The organism is Bacillus sp. ISL-55, assembly GCF_018613155.1.
Lineage (GTDB): Bacteria > Bacillota > Bacilli > Bacillales > Cytobacillaceae > Mesobacillus.
On record NZ_JAGGQU010000022.1, the window covers coordinates 47654 to 63700 of the forward strand.

14 protein-coding genes are annotated in these 16047 nt (G+C 38.2%); 4 read left to right on the top strand and 10 right to left on the bottom strand.

Features of this window, described 5'->3' with window-relative positions; translation table 11 throughout:
• Positions 1-18 precede the first annotated feature (18 nt).
• From J7E32_RS12160 to J7E32_RS12185, 7 genes are all read right to left on the bottom strand, one after another.
• Positions 19-654, bottom strand: a complete 636-nt coding sequence (locus tag J7E32_RS12160; protein ID WP_214907625.1) for a hypothetical protein — start codon at positions 652-654, stop codon at positions 19-21.
• Positions 644-1177 carry a sigma-70 family RNA polymerase sigma factor gene (locus J7E32_RS12165; protein ID WP_353654046.1) on the bottom strand — a complete coding sequence of 178 codons (534 nt, stop codon included), beginning with the start codon at positions 1175-1177 and terminating at the stop codon, positions 644-646. The genes J7E32_RS12160 and J7E32_RS12165 overlap by 11 nt, the downstream gene beginning before the upstream one ends.
• A gap of 109 nt (positions 1178-1286) precedes the next feature.
• On the bottom strand, positions 1287-3572 hold the full coding sequence (locus J7E32_RS12170) for an ATP-dependent DNA helicase (protein WP_214907629.1): 2286 nt from the start codon (positions 3570-3572) through the stop codon (positions 1287-1289).
• A 115-nt stretch (positions 3573-3687) separates the two neighbouring features.
• Positions 3688-3816 carry a hypothetical protein gene (locus J7E32_RS22900; RefSeq protein WP_264190894.1) on the bottom strand — a complete coding sequence of 43 codons (129 nt, stop codon included), beginning with the start codon at positions 3814-3816 and terminating at the stop codon, positions 3688-3690.
• A gap of 279 nt (positions 3817-4095) precedes the next feature.
• Positions 4096-5316 (bottom strand): helix-turn-helix domain-containing protein, encoded by a 1221-nt coding sequence (locus J7E32_RS12175; protein ID WP_214907631.1) that lies wholly within the window; start codon positions 5314-5316, stop codon positions 4096-4098.
• A 181-nt stretch (positions 5317-5497) separates the two neighbouring features.
• Positions 5498-6781, bottom strand: a complete 1284-nt coding sequence (locus tag J7E32_RS12180) for a S8 family peptidase (RefSeq protein WP_214907633.1) — start codon at positions 6779-6781, stop codon at positions 5498-5500.
• Between the two features lie 431 nt (positions 6782-7212).
• Positions 7213-7941 (bottom strand): STAS domain-containing protein, encoded by a 729-nt coding sequence (locus tag J7E32_RS12185; RefSeq protein ID WP_214907634.1) that lies wholly within the window; start codon positions 7939-7941, stop codon positions 7213-7215.
• Positions 7942-8260: 319 nt separating this feature from the next.
• Here J7E32_RS12185 and J7E32_RS12190 point away from each other — a divergent pair, with 319 nt between their 5' ends.
• A complete protein-coding gene (locus J7E32_RS12190; protein ID WP_214907635.1) occupies positions 8261-9046 on the top strand; it encodes a GNAT family N-acetyltransferase in 786 nt (261 codons plus the stop codon).
• 39 nt (positions 9047-9085) lie between these two features.
• Here J7E32_RS12190 and ltaE read toward each other — a convergent pair whose 3' ends face one another.
• Positions 9086-10111 carry a low-specificity L-threonine aldolase gene (gene ltaE / locus J7E32_RS12195; protein WP_214907636.1) on the bottom strand — a complete coding sequence of 342 codons (1026 nt, stop codon included), beginning with the start codon at positions 10109-10111 and terminating at the stop codon, positions 9086-9088.
• Between the two features lie 135 nt (positions 10112-10246).
• Between ltaE and J7E32_RS12200 the strand changes: the two genes are divergently transcribed.
• Positions 10247-10672, top strand: a complete 426-nt coding sequence (locus J7E32_RS12200) for a CBS domain-containing protein (protein WP_214907637.1) — start codon at positions 10247-10249, stop codon at positions 10670-10672.
• A gap of 44 nt (positions 10673-10716) precedes the next feature.
• Here the strand turns inward: J7E32_RS12200 and J7E32_RS12205 are convergent, their stop codons facing one another.
• Together J7E32_RS12205 and J7E32_RS12210 are read right to left on the bottom strand one after the other, a co-directional pair.
• Positions 10717-11181, bottom strand: a complete 465-nt coding sequence (locus J7E32_RS12205) for an STAS domain-containing protein (RefSeq protein ID WP_214907638.1) — start codon at positions 11179-11181, stop codon at positions 10717-10719.
• Between the two features lie 129 nt (positions 11182-11310).
• Entirely contained in the window at positions 11311-11448 is a 138-nt protein-coding gene (locus tag J7E32_RS12210; protein ID WP_023614008.1) for a hypothetical protein, read from the bottom strand.
• A gap of 976 nt (positions 11449-12424) precedes the next feature.
• Here J7E32_RS12210 and J7E32_RS12215 point away from each other — a divergent pair.
• Positions 12425-13312, top strand: a complete 888-nt coding sequence (locus tag J7E32_RS12215) for an ABC transporter ATP-binding protein (protein WP_214907640.1) — start codon at positions 12425-12427, stop codon at positions 13310-13312.
• A complete protein-coding gene (locus tag J7E32_RS12220; protein WP_214907642.1) occupies positions 13309-15807 on the top strand; it encodes an ABC transporter permease subunit in 2499 nt (832 codons plus the stop codon). Before J7E32_RS12215 ends, J7E32_RS12220 begins: the two co-directional genes overlap by 4 nt.
• Positions 15808-16047 lie beyond the last annotated feature (240 nt).

The window sequence follows — 16047 nt, forward strand, 5'->3', positions numbered from 1 at the left end:
AATCTTGGTCTTTTAAACTTACTCAAATGGAATTTCTTCCTGATATGCCTTTTTGTATTTGTTCAGCATTTCTTCTTTATGTGCTTCACTTTCGATTATAATGTCTCCGTAAACAGGAACAACTGTATGCCAGTCCTGTTCTTCATTCTTCCTGGATACAAATAAATAGCTTTCTCCTTCTTTTAGCAGCTGGTCATTCTCCACCAGTATCAGGTTCTGCCCTTCATAGCCCCCCTGCTGATTGACTGTTACCTCATCTTGTAATTCACCCTTGATATTCTCAGCCACCTCCACTTTGAACTGTGTTTCAATCATCCCTCTTTCTTCAGAAGTTCCAGACATCTTTATGACTTTTCCAACGAACACATTATCAGCCCATCCGACAAGCCTTTGAGGGTCAGTAACATCAAAAGCATGACTGGTTTGTACCGTTTGAATCACAGGATTTTCAGGAGGTTTATTTGAAAGCAATCCAGGACCGGCGATTCCCAAGGCAATGATCGCAGCAATGCCGGGTGTTGCAAAGGCGAGCCATTTCATTTTATTGCTTTTTCCTATCTCCGTTTTTGCCTTTTCAATCCCTATTCTGCTCCGGTCACTCAATTCTTTCGGTATTTCAATTTTATTCATTTCTGATTGAATTTTATTGCTCATTTGCCTCATCTCCCTCCAAATCTTTGCGAAGCTTCCCCAATCCCCGGTACAATATTGTCTTTGCTGTACCTAGTGGAATATTCAATGTTTCTGAAACTTCTCTTAAAGTCATTCCTTGATAAAATCTAAGAAGGATTACACTTTTTTCTTCCTCCCTCAGCTCATCAATCAATCCCTTTAATGTAATTTCGGATGTTAAATCTTCATCGACTGTTCCGGAAATAAATTCATCAAAATCGGGCTTCAGCGGCACAACCTTTTTTCTTTTTCTAAGAATGTCGAGAGAACAGCTGATGGCTATTCTGATTAGCCATGACTTAAAATATTTAGGCTCTTTCAGTTCTTTAATGGATTTAAAAGACTTGTAAGCTGTTTCCTGTACAACATCCAATGCGTCATTCTGGTTTTTCACATATATAAACGCCATCTTGTATAGATCTTGCTCATATTGCTGGAAAAGCTCGAGAAATGCTTTGTCATTTCCCTTCTGTGCCTTTTTAATCAACTTCAGCAATAGGTGCACCCCCTTGTAACCGTTCTTACTCATTAGACGGAAGATTCGCCGGTATGGCTTTAAATCCTCTAAAAAAGTTCTAAAAAACAAAAAACATCCTGTACATCAGGATGCTTTCCTATAAGACCGTATAGCTTTTCCATACATCGGGCAAAAGAGACTGATATTTGCGCTGTAAATATCGATCATCTATTAATAAAATCGAACCTGTATCTTTTTCTGACCGAATGAGTCTCCCGCCAGCCTGCAGCACTTTGTTCATGCCAGGATAAACATAGGCGTAATCATAGCCATTTTTACCTGTTGAGGAAAAATACTTCTTGATTAAATCCCGTTCAAAATCTATCTGGGGCAGACCAACACCCACGACAATTACTCCATTCAGTCGGTCACCCTTTAAATCCACTCCTTCTGAAAAAATACCTCCCAGGACGGCAAACCCCACTAATGAACCTGATCCATCTGCTTTAAAGGATTCCAGAAACGCTTCACGTTCGACATCTGCCATTCCTGTACCCTGTACAATTGTAGGAATGCCATGATTGCCAAGATTCCATTCTTCCAATACCGAACTAAGATATAGATAGGAAGGTAAGAAGACTAAGTAGTTGCCTGGCTTGCTTTGAATGGTTTCAGTCAGTGTTTTAACTATTGGTTGGATCGAGTTTTCTCTATCCTTATATCTTGTTGATAAAGGATGGATCATTACCTGGTTTTGTTCTTGTGAAAATGGAGAAGGAATACGGAGAACATAATCATTTTCGTCTCCACCCAACATATCCATGTAATAACCAATTGGACTCAAAGTCGCCGAAAAGTAGACACGGGATTTAAAGTTTTTACCTGCATCTTTGATTAAATAGGAGGGATCAAGGCAAAATTGTTTTATTTTAACTTCATTCCTTTGAACCTCTGCATATAAAATGAACCTTTGGTCAAATAGCTTGCTGATTCTTTGCCAGTTCAGCGCCGCGAAATAGGTTTCTAGCAAAAGCTCAGAATCCCCTGGACTCTCTTTTAGCAATTCTTTTTCAGCATGGTCAATAAATTCCAGCACTAACTGATTAAACTCCTCAAGTGGCTCGTTGAACTTAATCGTTTTAGACTGTTCAGCCTGCTTCCTGATGTTGATAAAGAAGTCGTTTAACTGCTTGGAAATATCATGGATATCCTTATTTCTCCCTTTAAACTCTCTTTTAAGCTGCAAAAATGGCGCCTTTTCCAAAGTTGAGGAAAACATATCCCTGCCTCTGTCAACAAGGTTGTGGGCCTCGTCAACAAGAAGCACAGTTTCCTTTTTATGATCATCAAATAAACGCTTTAAAGAAACCTTTGGGTCAAATATATAATTATAATCACAAATGACTGTATCAGCCGCATATGCAAGATCCAGAGAAAATTCGAATGGACAAACTCTATGTTTGAGGGCGTATTTTTCAATACAAAGCCTGTCTAACGAGTTTTCATTATGCAAAATATCGAGTATTGCTTCGTTTATTCTGTCATAATAGCCGTCCGCAAACTCACAATGCTCCTTGTTGCATATCCCTTGTTCTGTAAAACAAACCTTATCCTTTGCCGTTATGGTTACAACCTTAATATGCAGACCTTTGGCGAACAGCTGACTGAAAGCTTCAGCTGCTGTTTTCCTCGTCGTTGTTTTGGCAGTCAAGTAAAAAAGCTTTTTCAGGTGGTTCTCTCCGATCGCTTTGACGGACGGAAAGATTGTGGATATTGTTTTACCGATGCCGGTAGGAGCACTAGCGAAAATAGTCTTCTCATCCTGGATTGTTTTATACACCGAACCAGCAAGCTGCCGCTGTCCCTTACGGTATTGAGCAAAAGGGAAATCCAGATCTTTTATGCTCTGGTTTCTTTTCAATTCATGCTCTAAACGCAATTTAGCATAAGGAGCAAATACAGAAACCATATTCAATATAACTTCTTTTAGCTCATTATATGTCCGGGTTCTTATGAATCTTTTCATCTCACCAGAGGATTTCTGAACATAAGTAAGCTGGATATCAATACAATCAAGTTCATGTTCCTGCATGTACATATAGGCATAGCATTCTGCCTGGGCCCAGTGAGCAAGATTAGTATCCATATCGATAAGGTCAAGGCTTAAAGAAGTTGACTTTATTTCATCAATGATAGTATGTCCGCCATTTATAAGAACCCCGTCACATCGTCCTTCTATAATAAAATAAAGGTCTTCATACTCTATTTCTGTCTTTAAAAAAACTTCACTTTGATCATGCTCGTTATAGGTATTTTGGACTTCACGATGGATTCGTGAGCCTTCGGTAAAAGATGAAGCAGTCCTGAAGCCAGATACGATACTCCCACTTCTATGTACATACTCAGCCAAAGTTCTTACCGGTATCTTGATTTGATTCTTCATCCACTCACCTGGCCCATAAGTTAAATTCTTATTTTAATTATAGTACATACGTTCTGATACATCCAATAAAATTAAAAAATCCGTCCCAGTGAATCCTGGAACGGATTAATATCTTTTACCAATGGCGTGTATTTTCAAGTAAACGATCAATTTCAATTTGGTTCAGTGTAAAACTCAGATCAGTTTCAGCAATTTCCGTTGTCTCATCCAAGAGCTCGTCAATATCCATGCTAATTGTTCCCATACCGAACCTCCTCATAGTTTTCAGCTGGACAGATAATGTACGTCCGGCTTCGTGAAAATAGTTCGTATATTATATGAGGGTTCTGGGGGTAATTTAACGCTATTAAAATTTTCCCAAGTTTTCCGGGTAAAAAAACAAAAAGGCCTAAAGTCGGCCTTTTTGCTGCAATTTTTATACTGGAGGTTGGATTGGTGGCATGCCTGCTGCTAAAACACCTAAAGCAAATGCACTTGTTGAAAGTAAAGCAAATAACTTCCTTTTCATTTTACATTCCTCCATTTAATTAATTTTTTCAATATATTTTACTGCTTGATCAAACCTGCCTATCTTTTGATAGTGATTTGATAGCATTTTGTAAAATCCAATTAACTCTTCACTTTTCCCATCACTTTCTTCTAAATACGGAATTACTTTTGATTCAGAGTAAGCAAGTGATTTTTCGGGTGACTCAAGGTTCATAAGGTAATAATGTGATAGTATCTTATACTTGCGATTATCTAACCTCTTGGAGACTTCATGTACCTCTTCAAAAGCATCTCTTGCCTGATTATTATTGCCAAGTTCAAAGTTAATTTCACCTATCGAATAGGTGGTAATAATATAGTTTAGATTAACCTGGGTTTGCATTTCCTTACTTTTTTCAAAGAATACGAGGGCATCTTGATAATTATTCAATTTCTTCTGCAAGTAACCCATATTATGATAAATATCAGGTAATAGATTGGTTTCTTTCAATAATTCTGCATTGCGGATCAAGTGTTTAAAACAATCTTGAGCTTCTTCATAAATTTTCGAATGTGTGTAGTTGATCCCTAATAAAATCATTACGTGCAATATTCTTTTGAAGTTATGGTCCTCCATAAATTCTTCTAGTGCTAGCTTGCCATAATATATAGCATAGCCTGGTTCATCAAGGGAACTTTTAGCTAATGCGCGATGGTATAGTAATTCCCCGCTAGAAATTTCAATTTTGGATGCTTTTCCTATCGAATTTAAAATGCCATCCGCTTTTTTACAATTTCCCTTCTTTAATAACCATACAGCACGCAGATAGGAAAATAAAGCCATTTGAGGTTGGGAAAATATATTCTTTTGCTTATTCAACAGTTCAAATTGCTTACTTGCTTCAGAAATCTTACCTTTAAATATTAAATACCTATATTTAGCAAGTTCATATGTATGTAAATTTGTAGAAAAAGGGATGATTCCTTCAAACTCTTGCAGCTTCTTCATTACACCATCAGCGTCATCGTTTAAGTAATAATCAATTTTCTCATTCAGTTCACCGACCAGCTGCTTAATCTGTCCTTCATTTTCAGTAATAGATGAAAGGTTGACGCCAAGTCTCTCGAGCAATAGACCCATTGTTTCTTCATTGGCTTCCTTCGAGTTGCTTTCAATCTTGCTTAGATGGGGAACTGAACATATGCCATTAGCCAGTTCCTTTTGTGTCAAACCTTGTTGGATCCTATAAAATTTAATGAGTGGTCCGAATTGCATACATTCACCTACCGTTTTACTTTTAATCTACCATCTTTTCAAACTTTTTAAACAGATCAAAAGTACTATTTTTTAAAAATTCTATATTTTATAAATTATTTCTTCATATATTACTACAAATTATTAAATAAAGCCACCCGGATCAATCAACCCGGATGGCTGGCATAGTTGTCAGCTTTTATTATTTTACACGTGGGAAACCGAAACCAGATGCATAATCGTCTCCAGTTGCTGCTCCTGTTCCACCTTTGATATCATAAAGCTTAGCACGTCTCTGGATTTCAGAACGAAGCTGTGAGTTGCTCCAGTACTTGTTAGAAGACCAAAGCTTCGCTGCAAGACCCGCAATATGAGGAGTTGCCATTGAAGTGCCACTCATTGTCGTGTAGTTTCCATCTACTGCAGTTGAGTAAATCCCTCCGCCAGGAGCAGAAACTTCAACATCTTTTTCCTGGATATAGTAGTCGCCGTCAGTATTAGGGTTTCCGCGAGAAGAGAAGTTGGATACTCTATGAGTTCCGTTGACGAATGCGTTGTCAAGTGATGCAACTGCGATGGCATTTGTCATTGCGCCAGGGTAGCCAATAGTGTTCGCATATGGACCGCTGTTCCCAGCAGCTGCTACTACAAGCGCACCTTTGCTGTATGCATAGTCAACAGCGCTCGCAATCATTGAATCTTTTCCACTTGAACCAAGTGACATATTGATGACTACTTTCGTTCCTGTTCGTACTCCTTCATCAGCAGCATGGCGAATCGCTCCTGCGATGTCATCTGAGTAACCTGAACCGTTATCGCCAAGAACTTTATAGCCCCAAAGTTCAGATTGTGGTGCTACACCATAGATACCTGCTCCGTCATAACCACCATTGGCGACAGCTGTTCCAGCAACATGTGTTCCGTGTCCCTGACGGTCGGTACATGTTCCGTTAACCAAAGGTGAACTTTGTGTAAAGTCTTTACATTGTTCGACATTATCAGTTAAGTCGATGTGGTTGCGATTAATACCAGTATCCAGGACAGCTACCTTGATTCCATCGCCGCCGCTTGTAGATTGGATGTAGTTATCATTATAGATTGCTTGAATGCCCCAAGGAGTTTGGTCAGATGGATAAGATGCCTGAACAGTGTAATCACCCTTGTCTTTTCCTTTACCATTGCCATTTCCTTCAACACGAGCGTCAATTGTGTGTATCCCAACCTGAGAAACATCGATATTTTTGTTCTTTAACAATGCCTGATATTGCTTGCTGTTTACTTCTGCTGTAAATCCTTGATTACCAAAGTCCCATCGCTTGCCATATTGTTCTTGTACTTTAGCTTTTTCTGCACTCGGACCCTGAATCAAAACTCGATAAGTATCCTGGCTTTCTGGTGTTGTAGCACCAAAAGCCCCTGTCGCAAACATGGAAACACCCATTGCCAAACTAAGTACTGCGGATCCGAATATTCTTTTCTTTTTCATTCTTTTGCTCCTCTCGCCTTCAAAAAATTTTACAGCTTGCCGGCTGCAGAAATAAGTATATTTTAAATTTTCAGCCAATATCAACTGTTAACCGAGCCTTTCTGTTTGGGAAAAATGAAACACAAAAATACAGTATTGACGCTGTTTTGGAAGTGTATTACCATTTGCATTTCCAATTTAAACACACGTTTCCAACATGATAGTCAATTTCTGATTAACATGTTTCTTCCTTATATACATTTAAATTTAGAGCGGTATGCGATAACAAAATGGCAAAAAAGAACTGGTAAATCATGATCCAAACATATTGGGAAACCGCTTGCTTTAGAAAGCATTTATAGAAAAAAAAGACCCATAAAACATGCTCCAATTCACCTCATTTCTCGATACTAAATAAAAAAACACTCCGATAATTTATCGAAGTGTTCATTCTATATTGATTTGTTAAATGCTTTGCTGAGAGTATTTAAAAAAGGCACATCAGGGATAGTTTTTGAGTTATTAAGGTAAAAGGCATGATTCGGTTTAATGCCAATTATACAGGGCTGAAGCCCCATCAACTGGAGTTCATTAACAAGTGAAACGAAGGCTTCTACTCCTTCGATTGTTAAATTTCCGACTCCATTAAAATCGAACAGAACCTCTTGATAGTCCCCTTCTTGTGATTTTTCCAATACCCTCTTTTCATTTTGGCCAATCAATTCAACATCCAGGTTTCCAAAAAGAGGCACCAATGCCGTGCTTTTAGTTAAATTTTTGAATGGGCAAGAAAGACCTTTAATTTCGAAAAGTGTTTTTTCAACCAACTCTTTTTTTTCAAGCAGTTCTAGATTTGTGTCCGCCAGCCGTTTACGGTGTTTATCAACAATACTTTCTAATTCCATCAGACGATGGTCTTTTCCAATACAAATGATATGACCCCTATCTCCACTCCAATTTACACTTATGTCAAACAGGGCATATGGGGATTCTTTGGTTTTCATGGTCAATTCGCCTTCTGCCTTGCTTTCCTTATTTCCCAATATATTTTTTGTTTTGCCATGGCTTTCCCTATCCACCAGGTCAAGAAACTTATCACCTATTGTAAAAGTCTCTGAGCCTATTTGGGAAAATCCAAGGATATTATAGTCGTCACGATCTAAATAAAAAATGAGCATCATATTAAATATCTCCAAACAGCTGCTGCCATGGACGAAGAAAAATACTTTGTTGATTGTGCTCATTGGCTAAATGGAACCCTGACTTCCAGAGGAATGAAGACAGAACACCTTATTGATAATTTTCAAAGATTGAAGAATGCTTATCCTCCTTGCATTTCTGTCTTCCACGTTCCCCATATTTTTCAAGAAGGATTGGATTATCTTTGTAGATTCCGTCGGTAACCTCTTCTATAATAGCGTTTTCACTATAAAAAAAAGACTTGTATTTTTCTAAGATTTAAAATAATATACTTAAAAGCTTTGAAAGGGAGAAAATGGTATGATTAGAAAACTAAAAGCAAGTGATAACGAAATGGTTATGGACTTTTTAAAAGATGAAGCTGCATTGAACCTCTTCATAATTGGTGATATTGAGGCGTTTGGTTATGATTCTGATTTCCAGGAGCTGTGGGGTTTTTTTGGAGAAGATCATGATTTATCAGCGATTTTACTTCGGTTCCACAACTCTTTCATACCTTATGCTAAAACTGGTACAGTACCCGTGAAAGAATTTTCCAAGTTTATAAAGTCTTTTCCTGATAAAATTTTCTTATCTGGAAAAAGTGATTTGGTTGAAAAATTCGAGAATATACCGGGGATCGAACTTGGCAAAAAGCAAGTGACATATTTCGCTGAATGTAATACTGATGAGTTTATTGGACAAACAGAGTGTGAAATTAAAAAAGCAAATACTGAAGATGTGGATCGAATAATCGAATTAAGAGCTGGGATTGAAGAATTTCATCCTAATCCAAATGCGCGCAAAATATTAATGCAATCTATGGAAACAGGTACCGGGAGAACTTATTACCTTGAGCAAGATAGAAAGATGGTTGCTTCAGCTTCCACAGCTGCGGAAAATTCAATGTCTGCTATGATCGTTGGGGTATGTACTCACATCGATTATCGACGAAAAGGACTTGCAACTGCTGTGATGCAAAAACTTTTCAAAGACGTTATGAATGAAGGAAAGTTATTATGCCTCTTTTATGACAACCCTGACGCAGGCCGAATATATAAGCGGTTGGGCTTCGTGGATATCGGGATGTGGACCATGTATCGGTGATAAAAAAGAAAGCTGGATGTGAGCCATCCAGCTTTCGTCTTATTGTCTGGCTACCTTGGCGATTGCATCGATTGCCTTCTGGATTTGATCTTCTGTTACATCATAATGGGTTACGAACCTAACAAAAGTGGGGCCAAATGTACCCGAGATGACTCCTTCAGAACGCAGTCTCTCGACAAAAACATCAGAAGTGATGTTCAAGCCTTCTACATCTGCAACGACTATATTTGTTTCGGGCTGCCTGGCAAGCTTCATTCCAGGGATCGCTTCGATTGCTTCAGCCAAAATCCTCGCATTCCATTGGTCTTCTCCAAGTCTATCTTTCATCTTTGTCAGGGCAATCAAACCAGGTGCAGCAATGACACCTGCCTGCCTCATACCGCCACCAAGGCGCTTCCTCCATTTGCGTGCTGTTGTAATAAATTCAGGATTACCAGCTATGATTGAGCCAACTGGAGCTCCTAGTCCCTTTGAAAGACATATTTGAACAGTATCTGTGTATTTAGCGAATTCCTTCACATCGACACCTGCAGCTGCTGCGGCGTTAAACAATCTTGCACCATCAAGATGAACAGGCACTTTATTGGCTTGCGCAATACTATAGATTGCTTCCATATTTTCGACCGGAATGACTGCTCCTCCTGCGCGGTTGTGAGTATTCTCTAAACAAATCAGCCCTGTTTCAGGATAATGGATATCCTCAGTTCGAATTGCATTTAAAACATCTTCTGGCTCCATTGCTCCTCTGAGACCTGGAATGGTCCTGGTCTGGACTCCGGCAAGGGCAGCTACAGCACCTGATTCATAATAAAAAATATGGGATTCTTCCTCCAATAGCAATTCCTGTCCTGGTCGACAATGCGTTAGAACCGCTATTTGATTCCCTTGTGTACCACTTGTAACAAACAGGGCTGCTTCCTTGCCTAATATTTCAGCTGCAGTTTCTTCCAACTCCCTGACTGTTGGATCCTCTTTATAGACATCATCACCCACCTCAGCAGAGTACATAGCTTTACGCATTTCTTCAGTAGGTTTCGTGACAGTATCACTTCTTAAATCAATCATTACTTTCCCCTCGTTCCTATGTAAATTTCTTATTTATTCATATTTTAACAACTCAACCTGCAAAAAACTAACAGTTTCTCCTTTATAGCATCCGGGTATTTCTTATATATACAAAAAATAAAGGAGGAATACAGTATGAATATCGAAAAAGTAATGACTAGAGACGTAGAATATTGCAGTCCTGATACACCAATTCACGAGGTAGCAGCAAAAATGAGAGACCTGGATGTTGGTGTCATGCCAATTTGTGAGGGTGAGCAACTGACAGGACTTGCTATCGACAGAGATATTATTCTGAAGGCTGTTGCTGATAACACTTCAATGGAATCACCCATATCTGAGGTAATGACAACTGATCCAGTGAGGGGTACTGTCAATATGACTGCCGAGGAAGCTGCAGACTTGATGGCAGATGTACAAATTCGCAGGCTCCCAATCGTTGAAGACGGAAAGATGATTGGAATTGTTTCACTGGGAGATCTTGCCGTAACTCATAAGTTGGATGATGAGGCAGGACAAGCTTTAGAAGAGATCTCCACTCCTTCTGAACCCGAGAAGTAAAGTATTGTAAAATAACCCGCCAGGAAAAACCTGGCGGGTTATTTTTATTCTGAGATTTTTCTGAATTCCATGCCCTTTTGCTTCATCAAATGTTTTAAGGCTGCTTGAAAGGTTGAAAAAGATTGTGCTTCTAATTTTATTCCATCAAGGACCATCCGCTTGACCAATTCTGGATTCATTCCTACAAATAACGTTTTGACACCCATCAACGAGATAGCGGAAGCCATCTCATGAAGCTCCCTGCCTATTTCTTCAAGGCATACATCCTCAATTCTTTCTCCACTTATATCAGTTAAGTCAATAATTGCCGTTTCAATGTCTTTATTATGGATAAAGTTAAGAACTTTTTCACGTATTTTATCAAAACGCTCTGCTCGAATTAACCCTGTAATAGGTATAAGTATTGTCTGAGGAACAATAGAAGGTATGATTGGCGCGGACATTTCAGAAATAATCGTCTCATATTCTTGAATTTTTCTCTCTAACTCCTCGAGCCTATTTGTTTCCAAAATTCCAAAACCCCCCGGTGACGTAGAATTCTCCTTGCTTTTACTATGATACCTTTTCAGGAATTTTTTGTATAGAAAAAAACTGCTTCAATTAAAGAAGCAGTGAGTAAAAGGTCACCCTATTGATTCTTAATTTATAACATTAATTAAATGCATGATATCTTCATAAATCTGCTCTTGATATTCGTCATCACAACATCTTTTATAATCATCAATCAAACGTCCGAGTTCTTTTAAAAAGATTAACTTTTCTTCTTCATTGATCATGGCAAAATTCTCCTTAACAGGACAAAAGTCATGTGTGTGGTCTAACTTATCATAGTTAACTGATTAAAACAATAATAATTTATCCATACTACATTATTATATTTTGTATATGTGGAGAAACTATGCATAGTGCAATTAAAAGTTTAGATTTATTTAAGAAAGGAGCAACCATGTTACATAATATCTTCAGGCTGTGTATGCTGCTAATATCTTGGTCCACATTATTGTTATACCCCAAACGTGCATTCAAGCGGTTTCTTCCTGTCACGATATTTGTTACCGCTTTAGTTTCGATTTTATTGGTATTATCACACCCATATAAACTATGGAAAGTCTCCGGTGGTATTGGAACTCGAATTTTCAATGATCTTAGTTTTACTCTTGGCCCCTTTTTTGTTACAAACCTTTGGGTGTTCCGCCTGGCCTATGGGAATCTTTGGCAGTATTTAGGGATTAATCTGGTGATTGACTATTTATTAGCATTTCCCATCACAAAGCTTTTTAAGAAAATAAGCATATATCAATTAGAGCGACTGAAATCACTGCATTTTTTCAGTATCATTTATTCATTTGCTATTTTCGCTTACGGGTTCCAGTATTTTTTTCAAAAGTATAAAAGATAAATGCTGCTAATTTTATTTCGCCTGAATGATTGAATTCAAAAAACCCTTCCGACTAATTGATTAACCCGTTCGGTTGCCAGGGAGAAAATAGTAATTAACAACACTAATCGCGTAGTATTTAACATATTAATTAGCAGGCCTAATTCTAAGGCCTGCTTTTCTTTGTGAATATTGGGAATATTTAACTTAATGGTGTTATAATAAAGGGAGAGTATAAAGAAGTTCTAATAAGGACGTTATTCAACTATAGATGCAGGAATGGTGAAAAAGAAGTATTTGGTTTAGATACAAGTACGCCTGGAAACAGTTGCAATATTTGAAAGAGAGAAGAAAATTACTTACGGGGGATAAACATGATTTTATCTGTTGAAGAAATACAAAAATCATATGGAAAAGAAAAAGTGTTACATGGAGTGAGCATCCGGATTCATCAGCCTGAAATCGTTGCTTTGGTTGGACCGAATGGATCGGGAAAGTCTACCCTTCTTGGAATCGTCACCAACTTGATCAGCCCGGACCATGGCAAGGTGAAAATTTTAAATCGTACCAATAAAGATCCGGAAATTTTCCGCTATGTTTCTTTTATGCAGGATAACTCTGTCCTCTATGATTATTTGACAGGCTATGACCATCTTCAATTTATCGGGGATGTCCAGGGCATTTCGAAAGGACAAATCCTATCTGCAGCTGAACGGGTTGGAATGGAAAGCTATTTGCATAAAAAAGTATGCAAGTATTCTTTAGGGATGAAGCAGCATCTTTTGCTTACCATGGCAATTGTCAACGAGCCAAAGCTTTTGATTCTGGACGAGCCTTTAAACGGACTTGATCCAACAAGTGCCATCCGGGTAAGGAATTTGCTGCTGGAGTTGAACAGGGAAGGTACAGCCATTATTCTTTCCTCCCATAATCTGTCCGAGATTGATAGAGTGACATCCCATATTCTCTTTTTAAAAAATGGCCAGCTCATTGAGGAAGATTTATCTCTCCATGAAAAAGTTGCCTATGAGCTTACAGTCCAGCAACCAGAAAAAGTGATCGGGGTATTGAGTGCCGCAGGTATAGAAGTTGAACATGGAAAAGAAAATAAACTGATTGTAAGTTTGGGAGATGCTTCTTTAAGTCAGTTGTTCAAACAGTTAAGCACCCATGGGGTGCAGGTATTGAACATCGAGAAAAAAGTCATCGGTTCCGAGGAACGGTATCAGATGATTTTTGGAAAAAAGGAAGAAATCTTATGAATCTTTTAACCTTTGAACTGAAGAAAATTTGGAGACAAAAAAAGATATGGTGGCTTTTCCTAATCATTCTTATCAGCGCAGCATACCTTTTTCATTACAACGCTTCCCGGCAGAATGAATGGGTTATCAAGTTAACGGAAGAAATTGTAGAATACGGAAATGCGGCTGAACAGATCCAGACAGACCTAGAAGGAAAACGGAAAGAAGATCTCCTTGATGAACCTGGATTACTGCAGCATGAATATATCGTGGAAGCAAGGTACGCCTTGTATAATTGGCAAATCGCTGTTGAGCGCAAAAAGTGGGACGAGATTCCTAAACTGCAAGGAGAATTCCTTGACAGTTTGGGCCGATTTGAAACGGCTGGAGGAGTATTTCCTCCTTTGCATGGCATGGAAAAAGTAATAGCTGTGAAGAAAAATGACTATATGCGTGACAACAACCTTCCATATGAAAATGAAGAACACCCGACTTCTGCCCACTTGATATTAAAGCAGTTAAGCAGCCTGTTTATCGGACTTGCTGGGCTTGTGATCCTGCTATTTTTCTTTGGGACCACGTTGACACAGGAGAAGGACCAAAAGACAATCTTAATGTTAAGAACACAACCGATTACAAAGAGGGATCTGCTAACTTCGAAGTATGTAAGTATCTTGCTAGTGTCACTGGTCTATATTTTATTCGTCATCTGTCTTGGTTTGTTGATTCCAATGGCATTTGGAGAACAGCCGTTGCGATTGGAATATCCGCAAGTTGTCTTTAAAGGAGCAGAAGTCGAAATTGTTTCAACCGTCATATATATTTTAAAAAGTATTGCTTTATTCATAGGTGCGTTGATATTTTCAATAAGTTTGGCCTTATTCATTGGCACCCGAATGCAAAACACCTTTAATGCCCTGGTCATTACGTTTTCCATTTTATTTGCTGGATATTTGTTGACGAGCATGGCAGGATTTTTAAAGAATCCGCTCAATCCCTTTTACTTGCTTCATTTAGAGCCGTTATTGAATGCGGTGCCTGATTCTAAAGACGGTCTATATGTCATTAGCGCATTTGTTTGGAGTTTGTTCTTGATTTTCCTTTCCGTCTATCTGCCTGAACGAGAATATAGCCTTTTAGATTTCAGGATAATCAAGAAGCCCTTTCGAAAGGGAGCGACAAGTGCTAGAAGGAACTCTTTATGGAAGATCGTCGTTTTTGAATGGAGGAAATTGATAAGGAAAGGGAATTATCGGTTTGTTTTAGCGATTTCGATTATTTTTATCGCTTGCGGCTATGCTTTTATTTCTCAAGAAGCAAAAGAAAAGGAGCAGGAATTCTTAGCTAATTTGGAGAGGGCCAGAAGCGGCTTGATTGAAGTTGCTATTCCGTTCCAAGAACAATTCATAAATGATATAAAGAATGACCTGCAGACAGCCTTGGAGAAGGAAGAGGAAACCTCTTATTTAATGGAGCAACTAAACGAACAAGAAATTGCCTTAAACGCTCATAGAGAATTAGCGGATCTTATCAGTCTGGCAATAGCTGACTATAAGAAAGGGAATTATATTCATTTAATTGAATATCAATTGTTTGATAATCGTTTAATAAACGGGGAATTTGATTCATCCTACAGTGTCGTTGATGATATTGGACAATTTACAATGGATGCCAGCATCGCAGAAAAGCAGTGGCTTTTAAAGCATAAGATACGTCCTCTTTCGTCCGGGGGACTTCTCTTAAATATCCATACTAATACGAAAAAACTGTCAAGGGAATGGATAGTAAACAATGAAAGAATAGATGATAATGGGCTATTTTCTCTTTATTTATTCTTCCAGCAACACGCCCATTTCCTGCCGCTAGTTTTCCTGTTGTTTTTAGTGGGTGGAGGGCTGGCTTATGAGAGGGGGAAACGCCCGACAATCTTCTTTTTGCGGACACAGCCAGTTTCAGAACAATCGATTTTTTATGGGAAAATCCTTCATTCAGCTATTGTATCAATTATCACATGCTTAATTTTATTCGGAACTGTCATCCTAATGGGGACTGTGTTTGACCGGTTTGGTGATTGGAATTACCCTATCCTTCATTATGATGGATTGAGTGAGTCTAGTACAGCCGACTATAAAGGCATGAAATCCATTTATTATGGATTTCAATTCATTCCCTTAGGATTGTACCTCATGCAAATTATATCTTTATTCTTGATGGTATTGCTCTTTATTCTTATACTAAGCCAATTCTTATCTATCTTTATCAAAAGTCAATTCGTTGTTTTTGTGTCTACAGTATTCATCGTAATCGGGGGATTTATGGCAAGTAAACATTACCTTGCCACTGCTGCACATCTATCACCTTTCACGTACTTGGACATAAATAGGATTGTCAATGGAGAAGCTTCCACTTTGCTCGACAACCCTGCATTGAATGTTTATACTGGCCTTTTTGTTTTAGTTGTATCGATGCTATTTCTTGTAATCATTGCAACACTTTTATTAAAACGTAGGATTTAACTATACCAAGAGTATTCGATTGTTAAAGAGAAAGAAAATATTTTAAGATATTTTTGTATTACTTTTTGTTTCTCTGTTTTTGCAATCCTTTCTGAATTAGTACTTTATGTCTGTCTTTATGAAGATAGAAAATATCACATGAAAAGGAGCTTGTTCATTCAAGCTCCTTTCATATTTTTGATATAATTCATCACCGTATATATAAGATATCCTTAAGTTCAAATACCTTATCTGCAATAC

Excerpts from the sequence above, each read along its gene's own strand:
- J7E32_RS12160 (WP_214907625.1), bottom strand. The coding sequence starts at position 654 with ATGAGCAATAAAATTCAATCAGAAATGAATAAAATTGAAATACCGAAA.
- J7E32_RS12220 (WP_214907642.1), top strand. The coding sequence starts at position 13,309 with ATGAATCTTTTAACCTTTGAACTGAAGAAAATTTGGAGACAAAAAAAG.
- J7E32_RS12175 (WP_214907631.1), bottom strand. The coding sequence starts at position 5,316 with ATGCAATTCGGACCACTCATTAAATTTTATAGGATCCAACAAGGTTTG.
- J7E32_RS12200 (WP_214907637.1), top strand. The coding sequence starts at position 10,247 with ATGAATATCGAAAAAGTAATGACTAGAGACGTAGAATATTGCAGTCCT.
- ltaE (WP_214907636.1), bottom strand. The coding sequence starts at position 10,111 with ATGATTGATTTAAGAAGTGATACTGTCACGAAACCTACTGAAGAAATG.
- J7E32_RS12215 (WP_214907640.1), top strand. The coding sequence starts at position 12,425 with ATGATTTTATCTGTTGAAGAAATACAAAAATCATATGGAAAAGAAAAA.
- J7E32_RS22900 (WP_264190894.1), bottom strand. The coding sequence starts at position 3,816 with ATGGGAACAATTAGCATGGATATTGACGAGCTCTTGGATGAGACAACG.
- J7E32_RS12170 (WP_214907629.1), bottom strand. The coding sequence starts at position 3,572 with ATGAAGAATCAAATCAAGATACCGGTAAGAACTTTGGCTGAGTATGTA.
- J7E32_RS12210 (WP_023614008.1), bottom strand. The coding sequence starts at position 11,448 with ATGATCAATGAAGAAGAAAAGTTAATCTTTTTAAAAGAACTCGGACGT.
- J7E32_RS12190 (WP_214907635.1), top strand. The coding sequence starts at position 8,261 with ATGATTAGAAAACTAAAAGCAAGTGATAACGAAATGGTTATGGACTTT.
- J7E32_RS12180 (WP_214907633.1), bottom strand. The coding sequence starts at position 6,781 with ATGAAAAAGAAAAGAATATTCGGATCCGCAGTACTTAGTTTGGCAATG.
- J7E32_RS12185 (WP_214907634.1), bottom strand. The coding sequence starts at position 7,941 with ATGATGCTCATTTTTTATTTAGATCGTGACGACTATAATATCCTTGGA.